At 57.3% G+C, this 14325-nt stretch carries 14 protein-coding genes; 1 reads left to right on the top strand and 13 read right to left on the bottom strand.

The window, feature by feature from the left end; all coding sequences use genetic code 11:
* Positions 1–83 precede the first annotated feature (83 nt).
* The 12 genes from purN to ACYVHC_RS09960 form a co-directional block, all read right to left on the bottom strand.
* Entirely contained in the window at positions 84–845 is a 762-nt protein-coding gene (gene purN / locus ACYVHC_RS10015) for a phosphoribosylglycinamide formyltransferase (RefSeq protein WP_460613585.1), read from the bottom strand.
* Positions 784–2073, bottom strand: a complete 1290-nt coding sequence (purD, locus tag ACYVHC_RS10010; protein WP_460613584.1) for a phosphoribosylamine--glycine ligase — start codon at positions 2071–2073, stop codon at positions 784–786. Before purD ends, purN begins: the two co-directional genes overlap by 62 nt.
* Entirely contained in the window at positions 2066–2563 is a 498-nt protein-coding gene (locus ACYVHC_RS10005; protein ID WP_460613583.1) for a GNAT family N-acetyltransferase, read from the bottom strand. Before ACYVHC_RS10005 ends, purD begins: the two co-directional genes overlap by 8 nt.
* Positions 2564–2580: 17 nt before the next feature.
* On the bottom strand, positions 2581–2964 hold the full coding sequence (locus ACYVHC_RS10000; RefSeq protein WP_460613582.1) for a nuclear transport factor 2 family protein: 384 nt from the start codon (positions 2962–2964) through the stop codon (positions 2581–2583).
* Between the two features lie 90 nt (positions 2965–3054).
* Positions 3055–3987 carry a phosphoribosylaminoimidazolesuccinocarboxamide synthase gene (locus ACYVHC_RS09995; protein WP_460613581.1) on the bottom strand — a complete coding sequence of 311 codons (933 nt, stop codon included), beginning with the start codon at positions 3985–3987 and terminating at the stop codon, positions 3055–3057.
* Positions 3988–4033: 46 nt separating this feature from the next.
* Positions 4034–5077 carry a phosphoribosylformylglycinamidine synthase subunit PurQ gene (locus tag ACYVHC_RS09990; RefSeq protein ID WP_460613580.1) on the bottom strand — a complete coding sequence of 348 codons (1044 nt, stop codon included), beginning with the start codon at positions 5075–5077 and terminating at the stop codon, positions 4034–4036.
* Positions 5074–8109, bottom strand: coding sequence for a phosphoribosylformylglycinamidine synthase subunit PurL (locus tag ACYVHC_RS09985; protein ID WP_460613579.1), 3036 nt, complete (start codon positions 8107–8109; stop codon positions 5074–5076). Before ACYVHC_RS09985 ends, ACYVHC_RS09990 begins: the two co-directional genes overlap by 4 nt.
* 125 nt (positions 8110–8234) lie before the next feature.
* Positions 8235–8849 carry a type I phosphoribosyltransferase gene (gene pyrE, locus ACYVHC_RS09980; RefSeq protein ID WP_460613578.1) on the bottom strand — a complete coding sequence of 205 codons (615 nt, stop codon included), beginning with the start codon at positions 8847–8849 and terminating at the stop codon, positions 8235–8237.
* Positions 8850–8856: 7 nt separating this feature from the next.
* Positions 8857–9171 carry a hypothetical protein gene (locus ACYVHC_RS09975; protein ID WP_460613577.1) on the bottom strand — a complete coding sequence of 105 codons (315 nt, stop codon included), beginning with the start codon at positions 9169–9171 and terminating at the stop codon, positions 8857–8859.
* Positions 9172–9195: 24 nt separating this feature from the next.
* Positions 9196–9960 carry a beta/alpha barrel domain-containing protein gene (gene pyrF / locus ACYVHC_RS09970; protein ID WP_460613576.1) on the bottom strand — a complete coding sequence of 255 codons (765 nt, stop codon included), beginning with the start codon at positions 9958–9960 and terminating at the stop codon, positions 9196–9198.
* Positions 9961–10037: 77 nt separating this feature from the next.
* The gene (locus tag ACYVHC_RS09965) at positions 10038–10895 is read right to left on the bottom strand and encodes a dihydroorotate dehydrogenase (RefSeq protein WP_460613575.1); all 858 of its coding nucleotides are present in this window, start codon (positions 10893–10895) and stop codon (positions 10038–10040) included.
* Between the two features lie 346 nt (positions 10896–11241).
* Entirely contained in the window at positions 11242–11394 is a 153-nt protein-coding gene (locus ACYVHC_RS09960) for a hypothetical protein (RefSeq protein ID WP_460613574.1), read from the bottom strand.
* Between the two features lie 718 nt (positions 11395–12112).
* On the opposite strand from ACYVHC_RS09960, the gene ACYVHC_RS09955 reads away from it, so the two are divergent.
* Positions 12113–12682: a DUF4468 domain-containing protein gene (locus ACYVHC_RS09955; RefSeq protein ID WP_460613573.1), complete on the top strand. Its 570-nt coding sequence runs from the start codon at positions 12113–12115 to the stop codon at positions 12680–12682.
* A 539-nt stretch (positions 12683–13221) separates the two neighbouring features.
* Here the strand turns inward: ACYVHC_RS09955 and ACYVHC_RS09950 are convergent.
* Complete coding sequence (locus ACYVHC_RS09950; RefSeq protein WP_460613572.1) at positions 13222–14109, bottom strand: DNA/RNA non-specific endonuclease; 888 nt, start codon at positions 14107–14109, stop codon at positions 13222–13224.
* Between the last annotated feature and the right edge of the window lie 216 nt (positions 14110–14325).

Genomic DNA, 14325 nt, shown 5'->3' with positions numbered 1-14325 from the left:
GTGAGCGTGAAACCCACTACAGGGGTGGTGAAGTAACCCCGCCGCAGCTTGGCAGCACCAGCGGGTTGAGGCGAGTAAGTGGCCTAGCCCACAGCCTCATCTCCTTGCGGAGAAGAACCAGCGGAAACAGGCAGCAGAGGATCGGGGGTGGAGGTTGAAACAGCGGCCGCAGCCACTGTTTCAGGATTGTGGTGTGGTAGCTCGCCCCGAATGAACCGGGCCAGCGTATCGGCGTACAAAAAATGCTCAACGGCTAAGCCACGGCGCTCTACTTCCGCTAGGGTATCAGCCCCGCGCAAGTCCACAGAATGCTGCGCCAGGATAGGCCCAGTGTCCAGGCCCTCATCAACCACATGTACCGTGATTTTGGTTTCAAGCAGCTGATTTTCAAAGGCCCACTCGTAGGCGTGCAGGCCCTGGTGCTGGTGCGTATCGGCCGGATGAATGTTGATGATGCGCCCCGGAAACGCCCGCACAAACGTGGGCGACAGTATGCGCATGTAGCCGGCCAGTACCACGTAGTCGGGCTGGTAGCGGTTCAGCACCTCCACTACCTCCGCATCGTACTCGGCGCGCTTGCGGCCCTCGCTGCTGAGGCTGGCAGTGGGGCACCCCAGCGTGGCAGCCGTTTCTAGGCCAGGTGCATCGGGCTTGTTGCTGAAGACTACGGCTACTTCGGCTAGCTCATGCAACACGCCGAACTGCACAGCGTGTACCAGGGCCACCATGTTGGAGCCCCGCCCCGACAATAAGATGGCCAGGCGCTGCTTACGGGTGCTATGTTTACCAGTTTCCTGCAAGGCTAGGTTCCGGCCGCTGGCCGATATCGGTACGGATGTATACATCCTTGAATTTAACTCTTTCTACCTCCCGATACACATGATTTACAGCATCTTCCAGCTCATCACCGTGGCCTACGAGCACCATTACCCGGCCACCGTTGGTCACCAGTTGGCCGTCGTCTTGGCGGCGAGTAGCGCCGTGGAAGGCTAAGATGCTGGGATGTAACTGGTCTAGGCCAGTAATCGGGAAGCCGGTCGGGAAATCGGCTGCCGGATAACCACCTGAAGCCAAGACCACGCCTACATAATACCCGCGGCGTTGCCGCACCACCGTTTGCTGCAGCCGGCCATCCAGCGTCGCTTCAATGAGTTCCAGAAGGCTACTTTCCAATGCCGGCAGCAATACTTCGGCTTCGGGGTCGCCGAGGCGTACATTGTATTCCAGCAGCTTCGGGCCCTGGGGCGTGAGCATGATACCGAAGTACAGGAAGCCTTTAAAGTCGAACTGCTCGTTTTGTAGGCCTAGTAAGGTAGGATCTACAATGCTGGTGCGGATAGCAGCCAGGATATTATCGTCGCAGAAGGGAACAGGGCAGTAAGCGCCCATGCCGCCCGTGTTGGGGCCTTTGTCGCCGGCCAACAGTTGCTTGTGGTCCTGGGACGGCGCCAGCAGCCGCACGCGGTTGCCATCCGTCACGCCGATGATGCTGATTTCGGGGCCAGTCAGTTTTTCTTCCAGCAGGAAGCTGAACCAGCCCGTGTGTTGCTGCTGCAAGTCGTCCAGAGCAGCCTGGGCTTCCTCTATAGAGGAGCAGACGTACACACCTTTGCCAGCCGCTAGGCCATCAAACTTCACTACTACCTGCCCATCCAGCTCCGTGGCTTTGGCGCGAGCCTCGTCCAGCTTATCACTTCGGTACTTCCACGACAGGGCCGTTGCTACCCCGTGACGCCGCATAAAGTCCTTCGACCATACCTTGGAGCTTTCTAGCATCGCCCCGGCGCGGCCTGGACCAAACACCCGGATATCGGAGCCAGCGAAATAATCCACTACGCCAGCTGCTAGCGGCGCCTCTGGCCCAACTACAATCAGCTTCACGCCATTAGCTTCGCAGAAGCTCTGGATGGCTGAAAAGTCAGTGGCGCTGATTTCGGGGTGGCTGTTCGGAATGCCGGCGTTGCCGGGCAGTACGTGCACGGTGGCACCGTCGCGGGTCAGCTTCCACGCCATGGCGTGTTCACGGGCCCCGCCGCCGAGGAGTACTATGGTTTTATTCGGAGAACTAGTCATGAGAGAGTAACTCGGCTGCGTCAGTAGGTATCAGATATTTGCCGAAGCAGGCAGAATGGTCATGGCCGATGTATTGCCCGTAGTTGGCGCGGCGCTGATAATGGTTTTTGATGTAAAATCGGCAGGCTTCGGTATTAGCTACCCGCGTTTCGAGCCATAGCTCCGTGTAGCCCGCCAGTTGAGCTTCTGCTTCTAGTTGTTGCAGCACTGCTTCCCCTATTCCCTGCCGGGTATACTTGGTAAACATGCGCTTCACCTCGCCAATACCATCAGCAATAGGCCGCACCGCGCCACAGCCTACGGCTTCGCCATCCTGCCGGGCTAGCAGGAAGATGTAGCGAGAGTCATCCTGCCGCCACTCCGTAAACGAAGCCCGCCCGTCGCTGCCAAAGCGCGTGCCCAATTGCTCCGACAAGGCGTCGAGCAACGGCTGGGCTTCCATCGCCTGGGGCGAGGAAACTTCGAGCACTATGGTGGCAGTGGTGGTCATTGGAGATTAGCGTAGGCTTAGCTGATGTCGTCGATGGAAGATATCAGCCCATTTGCAAACCGAAAAACGGATTTGCCTTGCAGTTGCAGTGTGTCGCCGGCTTTTAGGCCATTAGGAAAATCAAGAGCAACAACGGCAGTATAGTCCAGAAGGACTTCCACGAGGTTGTCGGCTACTTGCCAATCCGTGATGCGCTGCTCCCGTTGCGTGAAGTACTGTTTGGCTTGCTCGGCCTGCTGGCGGAAGCTTTCCTTACCGGTAGTCGTCAGGTTGACTTCACCGCTGGAAATGTTGCGAAATACTACATCCTCATGCAGATGGCGCACCATCCCGTCTACATCGAAGTGGTTGTACGCTTCAATGTACTCTTGCACTAGTTGTTTGTGTTTCGCAACGTTCATTGGCTTAGTAATACAGCGTCCGTAGCTCAGTGTTAGCGGTGCGCACTACCTTGGGATTGGGGTAGCTGAGGGCATATTCGCCTATGAGTTTTAGGCATCTTTCATGATACCAGCACGCACGAGGTTGCCTATGAGGCGGGCCTGTACGTCACCGCCGGGAGTGGTTTCGTTGCCGATGGGCAGCGGGGCGCCCGTGATGCGCTCGTAGATATCGAGGTAGCGGCGGGTGGCTTCGGCGGATACTTCGGGGGTGAGGGCGCGGGGATACTGGCCGTCCTGCTTGTTGGCAATCAGCCACTGGCGCACGTACTCCTTGTCCATCTGCTCGGCCGTCTCAGGGTTCTTGGCGTAGTCCTCGGCGCTCCAGAACCGCGACGAGTCGGGCGTGTGGATTTCGTCAATCAGAATCAGCTCCCCATCCAGCAATCCAAACTCGTACTTGGTGTCTACCAGGATAATGCCGCGCTCGGCCATCCATTTCGAAGCAAAGTTGAACAGCTCCAACGACTTCACCCGCATCTTCTCGTACAGCTCCGCCGTCACCCAGCCTTCCGACACCAGGTTCTCTGGCGTAATCTCGCGGTCCGACTCCTCTTTAGTGGTTGGCGTCACGATGGGCTCGGGGAACTGCTGGTGCTTGGTCAGGCCGTCCGGCACGGTTACGCCCGAGAACGTACGCTGACCCTGCTGGTAGCCGCGCCACATAGAGCCCGTGAGGTAGTTCCGCACCACCATCTCCACCCGAATCGGCTCAGCCTCCTTGGCCAGTGTCACGTTTGGGTCGAGCAACGAAATCACGTGGTTCGGGATGATATGCTTGGTCTTGTCGAACCAGAAAGCGGCCAGCCCATTCAACACCGCACCTTTGTGAGCCACGGGCGTTTCCAGCACTGAGTCAAACGCCGAGAGGCGGTCGGTTACCACGATGAGACGCTCGCCGGAAGGGGCACGGTACGAGTCACGAACTTTGCCGCGGTGCAGGAGTTCGAGCTGGGGGGTATCGAAGTGGTTGAGGGTGTTCATACAACGGGTTAGCAGCCGGCACTAGGTCAGCGGAATGCGGAGGTGTCTAGGAGGAAAACTGGCTGGCTTCCTGGGGTGTGGTAACGATTTGGCGCTGGCTTTGCACGTGCTCCACAATGTTGCGGAACAGGCGCAGGCCGTCGCCTTCCTCACTCAGATTCGGGTTCTGGCGCTTGCGACGGGCCCAGTCGGGGTGGTTGTAGAGCGACAGGAACGCCTCAGGGTGCGGCATCAGCCCGAATACTTGGCCGGTGGTATCGGTCAGGCCGGCGCAGTTTAGGTCGGCGCCATTGGGGTTGTGCGGGTACACGTCCGTCGGCGAGCCGTCGAAATCAGTGTAGGCCAGGCAGTTCAGCGCGCGCGCCTCTATTTCAGCCAAGGTTTCTTCGCCCTTAATGATCAAGCGACCTTCGCCGTGTCGCACCGGCACTTCCATGGAGTCAATGCCTTTCAGAAAGGGGGAGTTCGACTTGGGATTGACTTTCAGGCGCACCCACCGGTCTTCGTAGCGACCCGAGGCGTTGTGCGTCAAGGTCACTTCCGGCGTCACGTTGCCGCTCAGGTTAGGCAATAGGCCTAGCTTCACCAGCACCTGGAAGCCGTTGCAGATGCCCATCACGAACTTGCCGTTGGCAATGAACTCCTTGATGTCATCGAGCAGGGTGCGGCCTTCGGCGTTTTTGCGGTAGCGCAGCTTGTTGGCCAGTACCACACCCGAGCCTAGGTCGTCGCCGAAGCTGAAGCCGCCGGGGAAGTTCAGGATATCGTAGTCGTGAATGCTGACGTGGCCGTGCAACACTTGGTTGAGGTGCACGATGGTTGGCTCAGCACCGGCTAGCTTGTAGGCGGCAGCAAACTCCTCTTCGCAGTTGATGCCGAAGCCCGTCAGGATAAGGGCACGTACCGGCCGCTTGGAGGCAGTTCCTTCGGCTGAGTGGCCTAGGGGCTCGGTGCTTTCGTGGCCGCCGTCAATGCTCTTATAGCCGAGCACCGTCACGGAACCGTCGGCGTTGGTTTGCGCTGGCCCCGTTTCGTCGCGCTGCGGCATGGGCGGCGAATTCAGATCCGGAAATAATGGTTTCTCGTTCATGATATCTGAGCCGCTTCGTGCTGGCCGAAGCCGATAATTCTGTTTACTGGGCCATTCGTCCACTCGTGGCGCAGGGCCGCCGTGCTGGCCGAAATAACGGTTTTCCCGCCGTGGCGTACCGTGAGCTGGCTGTTCTGCGTCACCACGCCGAGGCGGGTAGCGCGGGCGCCGAAGTGCTGCTCAAAAGCCACCACATCTTCTGGCGCCACCGTGGCCACGAAGCGGGAGTGCGACTCCGAGAACAGCTGCGCCGATAGGCCTAAGCCAGTAGCGGGCAGTTCCACATCAGCACCGAAACCGTGACCAAACGTGGCTTCCGCCAAGGCAACCGCAAGGCCACCATCCGATAGGTCGTGGCAGGATTGGATAAGGCCGTTGTCGTTGGCTTGGCCCATCAGGGTGTAGAGGGCTTTGGCTTCCTCGAACCGAACTTTAGGCACATTGGCTCCTAGCTCACCAAAGAGTTGGTAGAACTCCGAGCCGCCTAGCTCGTCGTAGGTTTCGCCCAGCAGGTACACCACGTCATCGGCTTGCTTGAAGTCGGAGGTGATGGTGCGGCGCACGTCCTCGATTTTGGCGGTCATGGAATACAGGACTGTGGGCGGAACGGAAATCTTCACGCCATCGGCCTTGAAGTCGTTCTTCATCGAGTCCTTGCCCGAGGTGAGCGGGATGCAGTAGGCCGCCGTGGCGTCGCGCAGGGCCTGGCACATGCGCACCAGCTTGGCCAGCTTGTGCTTACCGTCGGGGTTGGTGGCAGGGTCATACACTGAGTCGGGTACGCAGAAGTTGTCGTTCACCGACCAGAAGTTGCCGTCGCCGTAGCTCAGGTTGGGCAGCTTCCCTCCTACCGCTACAATCTGGCGCACGGCCTCATCAAACGCGCCGGCCGACATATCGTAGGCATCGATATCTCCGAAGCGGGGTAGGATACCGTTGCTTACAGCCACGCCTTCCCAGCTCTCAAAGTTGAAACGCACCACGGCGGCATCCTGCGGGGCTTGGCCGGTAGCGCCCATCAGCGGCTTGATAATGGTGCGGCCCTTCACCTCATGGTCGTACTGCCGAATCACCGATTCGCGGGAGCAAATGTTGAGGCTGCCCAGCAGGCGGCTCAGCACGTCGGTATAGTCGAGGTTAGCGGGTAGCGCGGGCTCCTGGGTGGTAGGCTTGGTCCACTCGGCTTCCAGCACTTTACGCGGCACGCCGTTGTGCAGGAACTCCATGTCGATGCGCGCCACCGACTCGCCGTCAAAGCGCACATCAAGGCTGCCATCTGCGGTGAAGTAGCCGATATCGGTCAGCTCCACTTCCATCTCCTGGCCTAGAGCCATCAACTCGGCCATCTTCGCGGGCTCCACAGCCAGCGAAAACCGCTCCTGCGACTCCGACACGAAGATTTCCCACGGCCGTAGGCCAGGGTACTTCAGGGGCACTTTTTCCAGCTCCACCACGGCACCGCCGCTGATAGTAGCTAGTTCGCCAATGGAGGAAGACAAGCCGCCCGCACCATTGTCGGTGCTGCACTTGATGAGGCCGCGGCGGGTTGCCAGGATCAGGAAATCCATGGCTAGCTTCTGGGTAATCGGCGAGCCGATTTGCACAGCCGTAGCGGGCGAAGTTTCGTCTAGCTCAATAGAGGAGAAGGTTGCGCCGTGGATACCGTCTTTGCCCACCCGGCCACCAGCCATGATGATGCGGTCCTGGGCGTCAATGTTCTTCTCCCACGAATCAAGCCCAGCCAGTTGCATGGGCATTACGGCTCCGGTACCGCAGTACACCAGCGGCTTGCCAGCATACCGGTCATCGAACACAATAGCGCCATTCACCGTCGGTACGCCCGACTTGTTGCCGCCATCTTCAATACCCTTGCGCACGCCTTCAAAAATGCGGCGCGGGTGCAATTGGTTGCTCAGCAGCGTGCCCGAAAAATCGGGGTTGCCGAAGCAGAGCACGTTGGTATTGAACAGCAGCCGCGCGCCCCCGATGCCAGTTGCCAACGGGTCGCGGTTGTTGCCTAAAATGCCGGTAATGGCTCCGCCGTAGGGGTCAATGGCCGAGGGAGAGTTGTGGGTTTCGACCTTCCACACGAACAACGACTCCGGGTTGATGCGTACGGCGCCGGCGTTGTCGCTGAACACTTTAATCAGCCAGTCGTTGCCGTTGGCGCGGAGCTGACGGTCAACCTCGGAGGTAGCGTCTTTGATGTAGGTCTTGAATAGAGAGTCTACCTCAAACTCCTCGCCGGTGTCCGCATCCCGGTACTTAATAACGGCGCTGAACTCCTTGTGCTTGCAGTGCTCCGACCAGGTCTGAGCAATGATTTCCAGCTCGCAGTCCGTAGGGTCCTGGGGCAGGCCGGCGGCTTGGCGCCTAGCGGCAATGCTGGTGTAATGGTCGAGCACGACGCGCATTTCCTCCAGGTTCAGGGCGTAGAGGTTGTCTTTCGACAGCTTAACCAGCTCCTCATCCGACAGGCCTACGAGGCGCACCGTGTCCGTAATAGATTCGGCCCCACCGCCCGGCCGCGGCGTATAGTCGCGAATCTGGGCTATGGGGCCGACCTCGAAGCGGTTGATCATTTTATTGCCGAGCAGATCTTCGGCCAGGCGGCGCAGACTACTCTCGGGCAGCTCGTGCTCCAGGAAGTAGAGCCGTTTGCTGAAGATGTGCTGGGTATGGGTGTCCAGCGGCTGGTTCAGGAAGTCGCCTAGGGCGTTCTGGGCCGATATGCCTTCGTCATCCGTCACGCCGGGCAACTTGGCTACTAGAATGTAGCTTTTGTATTCGGAGCCGTGGCGGAACTCGTCGAGGGCCACGTCGTGCAGCACTGGGTCCTGAAGGCAGTGGGTGGCGAAGTCGCGCAGTTGCTCGTCGCTCACGGGGTAGCGCACCGTGTAGAGGGCGGTGCTTTGCACCCGGCCGGTAGAGAGGCCTAGGTGGCGTTGGGCAGCTTCGGCTACACGTTGGCCCTCGCCATCGTGTTGGCCGGGCTTGAGCAGAAGCTGTATGGTTCTTTGGGTAGAGTCCAAAAGGAGGGTGGTTATCTATTTTTCGGGTTTCCCACGCTTAGGCGAAGGTGCCCACGTGAGGAAGCATACCCGCGCAGGGTACGCCGAAAATGCCTTGCTTAGCTACCGGTTGCAGCGAAGTAGGTTTAAGAAAACGCTTTTTCCGGCCGACTGCCGGGTTTCACCACCGGAATACCTGCCCGGCAAAGCGGGCAATCATCGGGTGCGTAGGTGGCCGCCGTTACCGGCAGCAGGGCAAAGTTCGGAAAAGAAAGTGAGGCTTGCCCACCCGTGCGGTCAATTAAACTTGCCACGGCCAAAACTTTTGCGCCCAGCCCCTCTAACAGCCGCGCTACTTCGTTGGTGCTCTTGCCGGTAGTCACGACGTCTTCGGCAATAACAATCTTTTGACCCGGCTCAATGGTGAAGCCCCGCCGCAAGGTCATCTGCCCGGTATCATCCCGCTCCGTAAAGATGCCGGGCACGCCTAGCTGGCGAGCCAGCTCATACCCAATCACCACGCCACCCATAGCTGGCCCTACCACCACATCAGGCTGCAAACCGGCTGCCTGAATCTGCCGGGCTAGCTCTGCCGCGGCGGGTGCTGCTAGGTCGGGCCGGCGCAAGAACCTGGCACACTGCACGTAGGTATCAGAATGCAAGCCGGAAGAAAGACGGAAGTGACCACGCAGCAGCGCGTCTTCTTGCAGTAGTTGCTGCTCTAGCGTTTCGGAGGTGAAGGTGGTTGGGGTGGAGGACATGTATGTTTTATTCGGAGCCTTCTGTTGAAATGATTACTGATTCTAACCCAATATTAAGGCCCAGCAGCACATCCATACTATCTTCTTCGGCCTTAACAACTAACATCGTATACTCTTCTCGTGCCTTCATCAGGACGTATTCTATCCGCTCTATTCTGATGGTTAACGTTGTAAACCCATTCAAGGAAATATGAGCATACCATCCTTCCTGTATCAAACCAGTCGTAATCAGCCCTATTAGATAGAACTCCTTACGTCGTGGAATAGCGAAGCTGTCAATAACCTCAAACGTTCCTTGTACAGACTCACGGTTGGTGGACATTGACACTTTATAGATACGTTCGGCCTAGGCCACTACCGGGCGAAACTGGTTGATCTGTGCTACCAGCTCCCGAGCTGCGGCACCGGCATCATCTGCTTGCCACAACGCGCGCGACGTATTAATAAGAAGACCGGAGCCATCAGCGCGCAGGCCGGCTTTCAACGTGGCTTGCAAGTCGCCGCCTTGGGCACCTACGCCGGGCACCAAGAACCACTGCTCGGGCGAGAGGCGACGCATACGGGCAACGGCTTCGGCGTTGGTAGCACCTACCACTAGGCCTATACCCCCGCCATGCTGCTCATCGAGCTTGCGGGCTATGGTAGCGGCGCAATCTGACAGGGAGCCGCCGCGGGTGAGGGCTACATCCTGCAGGGAATGAGTGGGCTTATTGCTGGTTTTAGCCAGCACGAACACTAGCTTGCCGGGCAGGGCAAAGGGAACAATAGCGTCGTCGCCCATATACGGGTTCACGGTTACGCCGTCGGCCCCAACGATGTCGTAGGCAAAGCGGGCATAGTGGTCGGCAGTGTTGGCAATGTCGCCGAACTTGCCGTCCAGAATAACCGGGATGCTTTCGGGAATGCGCTGCACGGTTTCGCGAAGCAGCTTCACGCCATCTTCCCGGCTGAGGAAAAAGGCTAGGTTGGGCTTGAAAGCAGCAGCGTACTCGCTGGTTTGGTCAATGACCTGGGCTAGGCGACGCGCAACCTGCGCATCATCGCCTACAGGGTCGAGGCCTACACAGAGCAGGGAATTGGCCGCCTGTACGCGGTGAAGTAGCTTTTCCATGAGGTGGGAAGTGGCGCGAACCGGGCGGCTCGCGGTGGGAGAAACTGGGTTCTAACTAATTAGCGGGCAACTCACTACTAAGGCCGGGCCTGCGAAGGCTCTGGCACCAAGTGCCCGCACTCAGCTGCCAGCCGGGCGGCCAAGCCAGGTTCCAGCCATTCGCCGCTGGCTACCTGCACAGCAACGGCACCACAGCGCAGATAATCACTGACATGAGCGGCCGTAAACACGCCGCCCGTCCCGAAAATGGGCAACGTAATACGCTCATCGTGAGCGAGCTCCCATACGCAGCGCAAGGCCACTGGCCGCAAGGCCTCACCCGACAGGCCACCTGCCACTGGTGCGGCCGTAGCATCATCGGGCAGGTGCAAAGCTTTCAGTAGATTGGTAGCCGCCAACGCATCGGCGCCGCCAGCTTGCGCCCCGAGCGCCAAGCCACGAATGTGCTCTGGCCACGGTGGCAGCTTCACGATTACGGCGGCCTCAGGGCCTAGCTCGTTGCGCACGGCTTGGGTAGCTTCGCGTACGAATTTGGCGTTTAGTTCTTCGCCTTTGCCAGTATCTGGCTGGGCGATGTACACCTCTACGCCGGCAATTAGGTCGCCAGCTTCGCGGGCCAGGAAGCGCGCAATTTTGCGAAAGCCCGGAATGCCGGGCGCCGTGATGCTCACGAACACTGGCACGCCGTACCGCCGCAGGTTGGGCAAGTACTCCTGCACCAGAATTTCAGCGCTTTCAGTGCGCATATTGGTGGCGTTCAGCAAGGTTTGGTCAGCGACCTGCCAAATGCCTTCTTCGTAGAGCCCGGGCTTTGGCTCCATGGTCACGGTGCGGGTGAAAATCGCCCCCAGTCGCTCGTAGCCTGTTCCATCCAGCTGCCAGGGGGCGGCCGCGAGGCACACGGGGTTCTGGAGCGTGAGTTTGCCGAGTTGCATATAGTTTAAAAAGCTATGATTTCGCTGGCCGCCGCACTCCCAAGCCGGAGCAGGCTACCACTAAATCAGACGAAAACACTACCCTTAGCCTGGGCCTAAAGTAGTTAACATTTATTCCTTTTGCGCCCGAAAAAACGGGGTGGCCAATTCGCGGACCGACTTGCGTCAGAATCCCCCCTGATTTCTATCACCCCGCTTCCTTGATCCACCCCGCCCCGCTGCCGCCTTCAGGTGGGAAACGGGATTGTCGTCGGGTTTGCTAGTTTTTATGATCTAGCGTCAGATCACTATCCTTACCAAAGCAAAGCGCCCGGCTATAGAACCGGGCGCTTGCGAAGGAGCCAGACTAGATTACGCAGTCGCGGATGTCTTTCTGACTGGAGATGAACGGGGCTACATGGGCCGTGCCTACGCCGGCACCCGAGGGCAGGTTCACGTTGCGGGTGGCGGCGGGAGCGGCGACTACCATCTGCTGGGCGAGGGTGGTATTGTCGTTCATGAGGTGGCTACCAGTAGGGGGTGAGAAAAGCGGGTGGAAGTGCTGGTTTTCGCAAGGCTTGCCGAGCCGACAGGGCATAAAAAAACCGCTTCGAAAACCGAAACGGTGAAAGCGGCAAAACCAATAAAACCGAAAGAGTCAACGGGAGAAACAACCTTTCGGTCATCTCGCAGGACGGCGTTTCGCTCGGTCCCGCGCTTCATCAGATTGGGTTGATTTAGCTGAAGCACGGTGCAAAAGTACTACTCTTATTTTCACTAGCAAGGACATTTATGTTAATTATTTGTTATCTGAAAATTACCCAATATCGGTTTAAACTTAGCACACACCTAGAAAACACTTTTATTATCTGTCTGCTATTCAGGTTGTTTCAACAGTATTATGTATCCTAGTATTCATCAAAGCTTATTACACACGTGCTAGAGCAAGTCGTTCTTGCCGCATATATCATTCTGAGAATCGATGTCTCAATATTAGAAATATACAAACAGTGAACTTCCAGCCACTATTATAGTGTATACTAGCCGCCACGGACCAGTAAAAATCATCTTTTCGTAGTCTATTTCGGGTAATCTATACCAAATTATGAGCTACCTGCGCCAACCAGTGTCTTAACATATTTATAATACTAGTTCCTTTATAATAAGCCGCAAGTAACTGTTATCTTTGTTCTACAGGGGCTTTTTGCATGTTTTTCTAAACTTCTTCTCTCTTTGCTATGAAAAAAGTACTACTTAGCTTACTTGTACTCGGGATGATGACGCTGACACCGGAGGTGCAAGCCCAGACCGATGCACCGGCCCCTGTTGGATACAGCGAACGGGTACCCGCCGAAAACCTAGATAACATTACTCTTTACCGCCGTGCACTAGACTGGGCACAGAACCGTTTTTCTTACGGCCCGAAGTCGGGGATGAAGGTGGATGAAAGCGCCGGAACTGTTCGGGTAACGGGCACGGGTAAAGTGAAGCAAGTAGACACCAAAGGCAAGGAGCAGGAGTTGCCGGTGCTATTCGATTTCTCCTTCCGAGCTACCGGAACTGGCTACGAATACAGCATCGGCTCGTTCCGGGTTATTCCGGATACCAAGCAGCCCTCCCAGACTGTACCCTTTGATCAGTACCGGGCCCAGCTTCAGGAAGAAAAGAGCAACGACAAAACCCGCAACGACCGGCGTATTACGGCTCAGGCCACTTCTCTGGCCAGTGAAGCCGCCATGTCGTTTCGTTCATATATGAACAGCACCCCAGCCGAAGGACAGGTGGGTGTGGCCGGCGGCGAAAACTAGGCCTTTCTACTAGCCTCTTACATCAGCAAAGCCTCTGCTCGAAACGTTGTGTTTCGAGCAGAGGCTTTGCTGATGTAAGAGGCACTTGCCACCCAAATTGACCCTAGTATTTCTCTGCCTGAGCAGTCGAGTAGTCGGCACTTGACTAGCAACTCACTAGGCAGTGCCAGAGCGCAAACCGCTACATTATAATCACTTGTTTACTAAGCAGTAATATCCTGGTCAACGCGACACTACAGACGGCTCCTATTTCATCCTGCACCTACACTGGCCGGAAAAGAGAAAAGCCGCGTTGCAGCGCGGCTTTTCATTCAAATCACTCCTCTATTCACCCTCACTTCACTCAGTACAAACTTACAACGACGCCCTCAAGGAAAGGCGCCACCTTAGACTAATAACATAAATTTAAAGATGAACAGCCGCTTCTGCTAGATTAAAAGAAGTTGCCACCTACACGTAGCTTAACAAGCTTAGAGTGAGGCAAAAGTAAACCCCGACTACACGTAGCCAGGGTTTGCTCTTACGGAGGACCTAGTGAATTAGCTGGTGGGGCCGTTATCTACGCGGGCCTCAACGGTAGTTTGCACCGCCGAGGATACGGCTGAAAGCAGGTTGTAGCCCGTTGCCGATTCAATGGCATCGACGGTAGTGCGGTAAGCGCTCCAGGAAGTATTGAGGGCGTTATCGTTGGGCGTGTCAATGGCAATAACCCGCGTACTGGTCGTGACGCGGGCTGCGTCGCCGGTGCCGTTTGGCAGCACCACAATCACTTTCCACACACGAGCCGGTACGGTAACGCGGCCGGCATCGAGGGTGGTTGCGTACCCCGCCGAGCCCGTTCCGCCTTTGCCGTAGCTGCCCATGATGATGTATAGCTCATTACCAGCACTAACCAACGTGCGGCAATAGTTTTCCAGGTTAGCCCAGGTCCGCTGGTTGTTGTTGGGAGCCTGCGGAATCATGTTGCTCATCAGGAACGTGGCCGAGTTATCGGCAATAGAGGCCGTCCGGTCGGCGGAGGGGCAGTTGTGGCCTCTGTCGAAGCCCGAGCCAGTGTAGCTGGTGCTGGAAACGCGGTACCAGCCAGAAGGCAGGGTGTTATCGGGCGCAAAATTATCTTGGCGGGGCGTGCTGCCCAACCATGCGCTGCTCAGGTGCCAGCTTACCCAGTTCGGCGTGCCCCGGTCGCGGTGATACGACATGGAGAACTGCGACTTGGTAACAAGGTAATTCCAGTAGTAATACGGATCGGCTACGGCACCGCTGGGGTTGCCCAGCGCCAGGTTATTGTCGCGGGTGGCTGTGGCATCGGCCTGCAGCACAACGGGAGCCGGACCGGCGGTGGGCACTACTTCGTCCTTGGCGCAGGACACGGCTAAGCTGGCCAGCAGAGCGAGGCTCAGCAAGCGAATAGGAGTACGCAGCATTGAGAAAGGTTTTTGGTTGTGGAAGAATGAGAGCATTGCGTAGGCAAAGGTGGAGCTTAGCGCCTAAGCGGAGGTTAACATACTATTATCATTTCGGGCATAAGTACAATCAACAAGATTTTACACAATTGTCGGCGCAACAAACCAGCATGTCCTGAACGCAGGAAAGCCCCGCTGCCTGCAACAACGGGGCTTCCAATTCAAGAAAAATAAGTG

Source organism: Hymenobacter seoulensis (assembly GCF_054780535.1).
This window is presented reverse-complemented; position numbering and strand designations above follow the sequence as displayed.

What these genes read in the sequence shown, in the direction of transcription:
- purN (WP_460613585.1), bottom strand. Translation starts at nt 845, where the DNA reads ATGTATACATCCGTACCGATATCGGCCAGCGGCCGGAACCTAGCCTTG.
- purD (WP_460613584.1), bottom strand. Translation starts at nt 2,073, where the DNA reads ATGACTAGTTCTCCGAATAAAACCATAGTACTCCTCGGCGGCGGGGCC.
- ACYVHC_RS10005 (WP_460613583.1), bottom strand. Translation starts at nt 2,563, where the DNA reads ATGACCACCACTGCCACCATAGTGCTCGAAGTTTCCTCGCCCCAGGCG.
- ACYVHC_RS10000 (WP_460613582.1), bottom strand. Translation starts at nt 2,964, where the DNA reads ATGAACGTTGCGAAACACAAACAACTAGTGCAAGAGTACATTGAAGCG.
- ACYVHC_RS09995 (WP_460613581.1), bottom strand. Translation starts at nt 3,987, where the DNA reads ATGAACACCCTCAACCACTTCGATACCCCCCAGCTCGAACTCCTGCAC.
- ACYVHC_RS09990 (WP_460613580.1), bottom strand. Translation starts at nt 5,077, where the DNA reads ATGAACGAGAAACCATTATTTCCGGATCTGAATTCGCCGCCCATGCCG.
- pyrE (WP_460613578.1), bottom strand. Translation starts at nt 8,849, where the DNA reads ATGTCCTCCACCCCAACCACCTTCACCTCCGAAACGCTAGAGCAGCAA.
- ACYVHC_RS09975 (WP_460613577.1), bottom strand. Translation starts at nt 9,171, where the DNA reads ATGTCCACCAACCGTGAGTCTGTACAAGGAACGTTTGAGGTTATTGAC.
- pyrF (WP_460613576.1), bottom strand. Translation starts at nt 9,960, where the DNA reads ATGGAAAAGCTACTTCACCGCGTACAGGCGGCCAATTCCCTGCTCTGT.
- ACYVHC_RS09965 (WP_460613575.1), bottom strand. Translation starts at nt 10,895, where the DNA reads ATGCAACTCGGCAAACTCACGCTCCAGAACCCCGTGTGCCTCGCGGCC.
- ACYVHC_RS09960 (WP_460613574.1), bottom strand. Translation starts at nt 11,394, where the DNA reads ATGAACGACAATACCACCCTCGCCCAGCAGATGGTAGTCGCCGCTCCC.
- ACYVHC_RS09955 (WP_460613573.1), top strand. Translation starts at nt 12,113, where the DNA reads ATGAAAAAAGTACTACTTAGCTTACTTGTACTCGGGATGATGACGCTG.
- ACYVHC_RS09950 (WP_460613572.1), bottom strand. Translation starts at nt 14,109, where the DNA reads ATGCTGCGTACTCCTATTCGCTTGCTGAGCCTCGCTCTGCTGGCCAGC.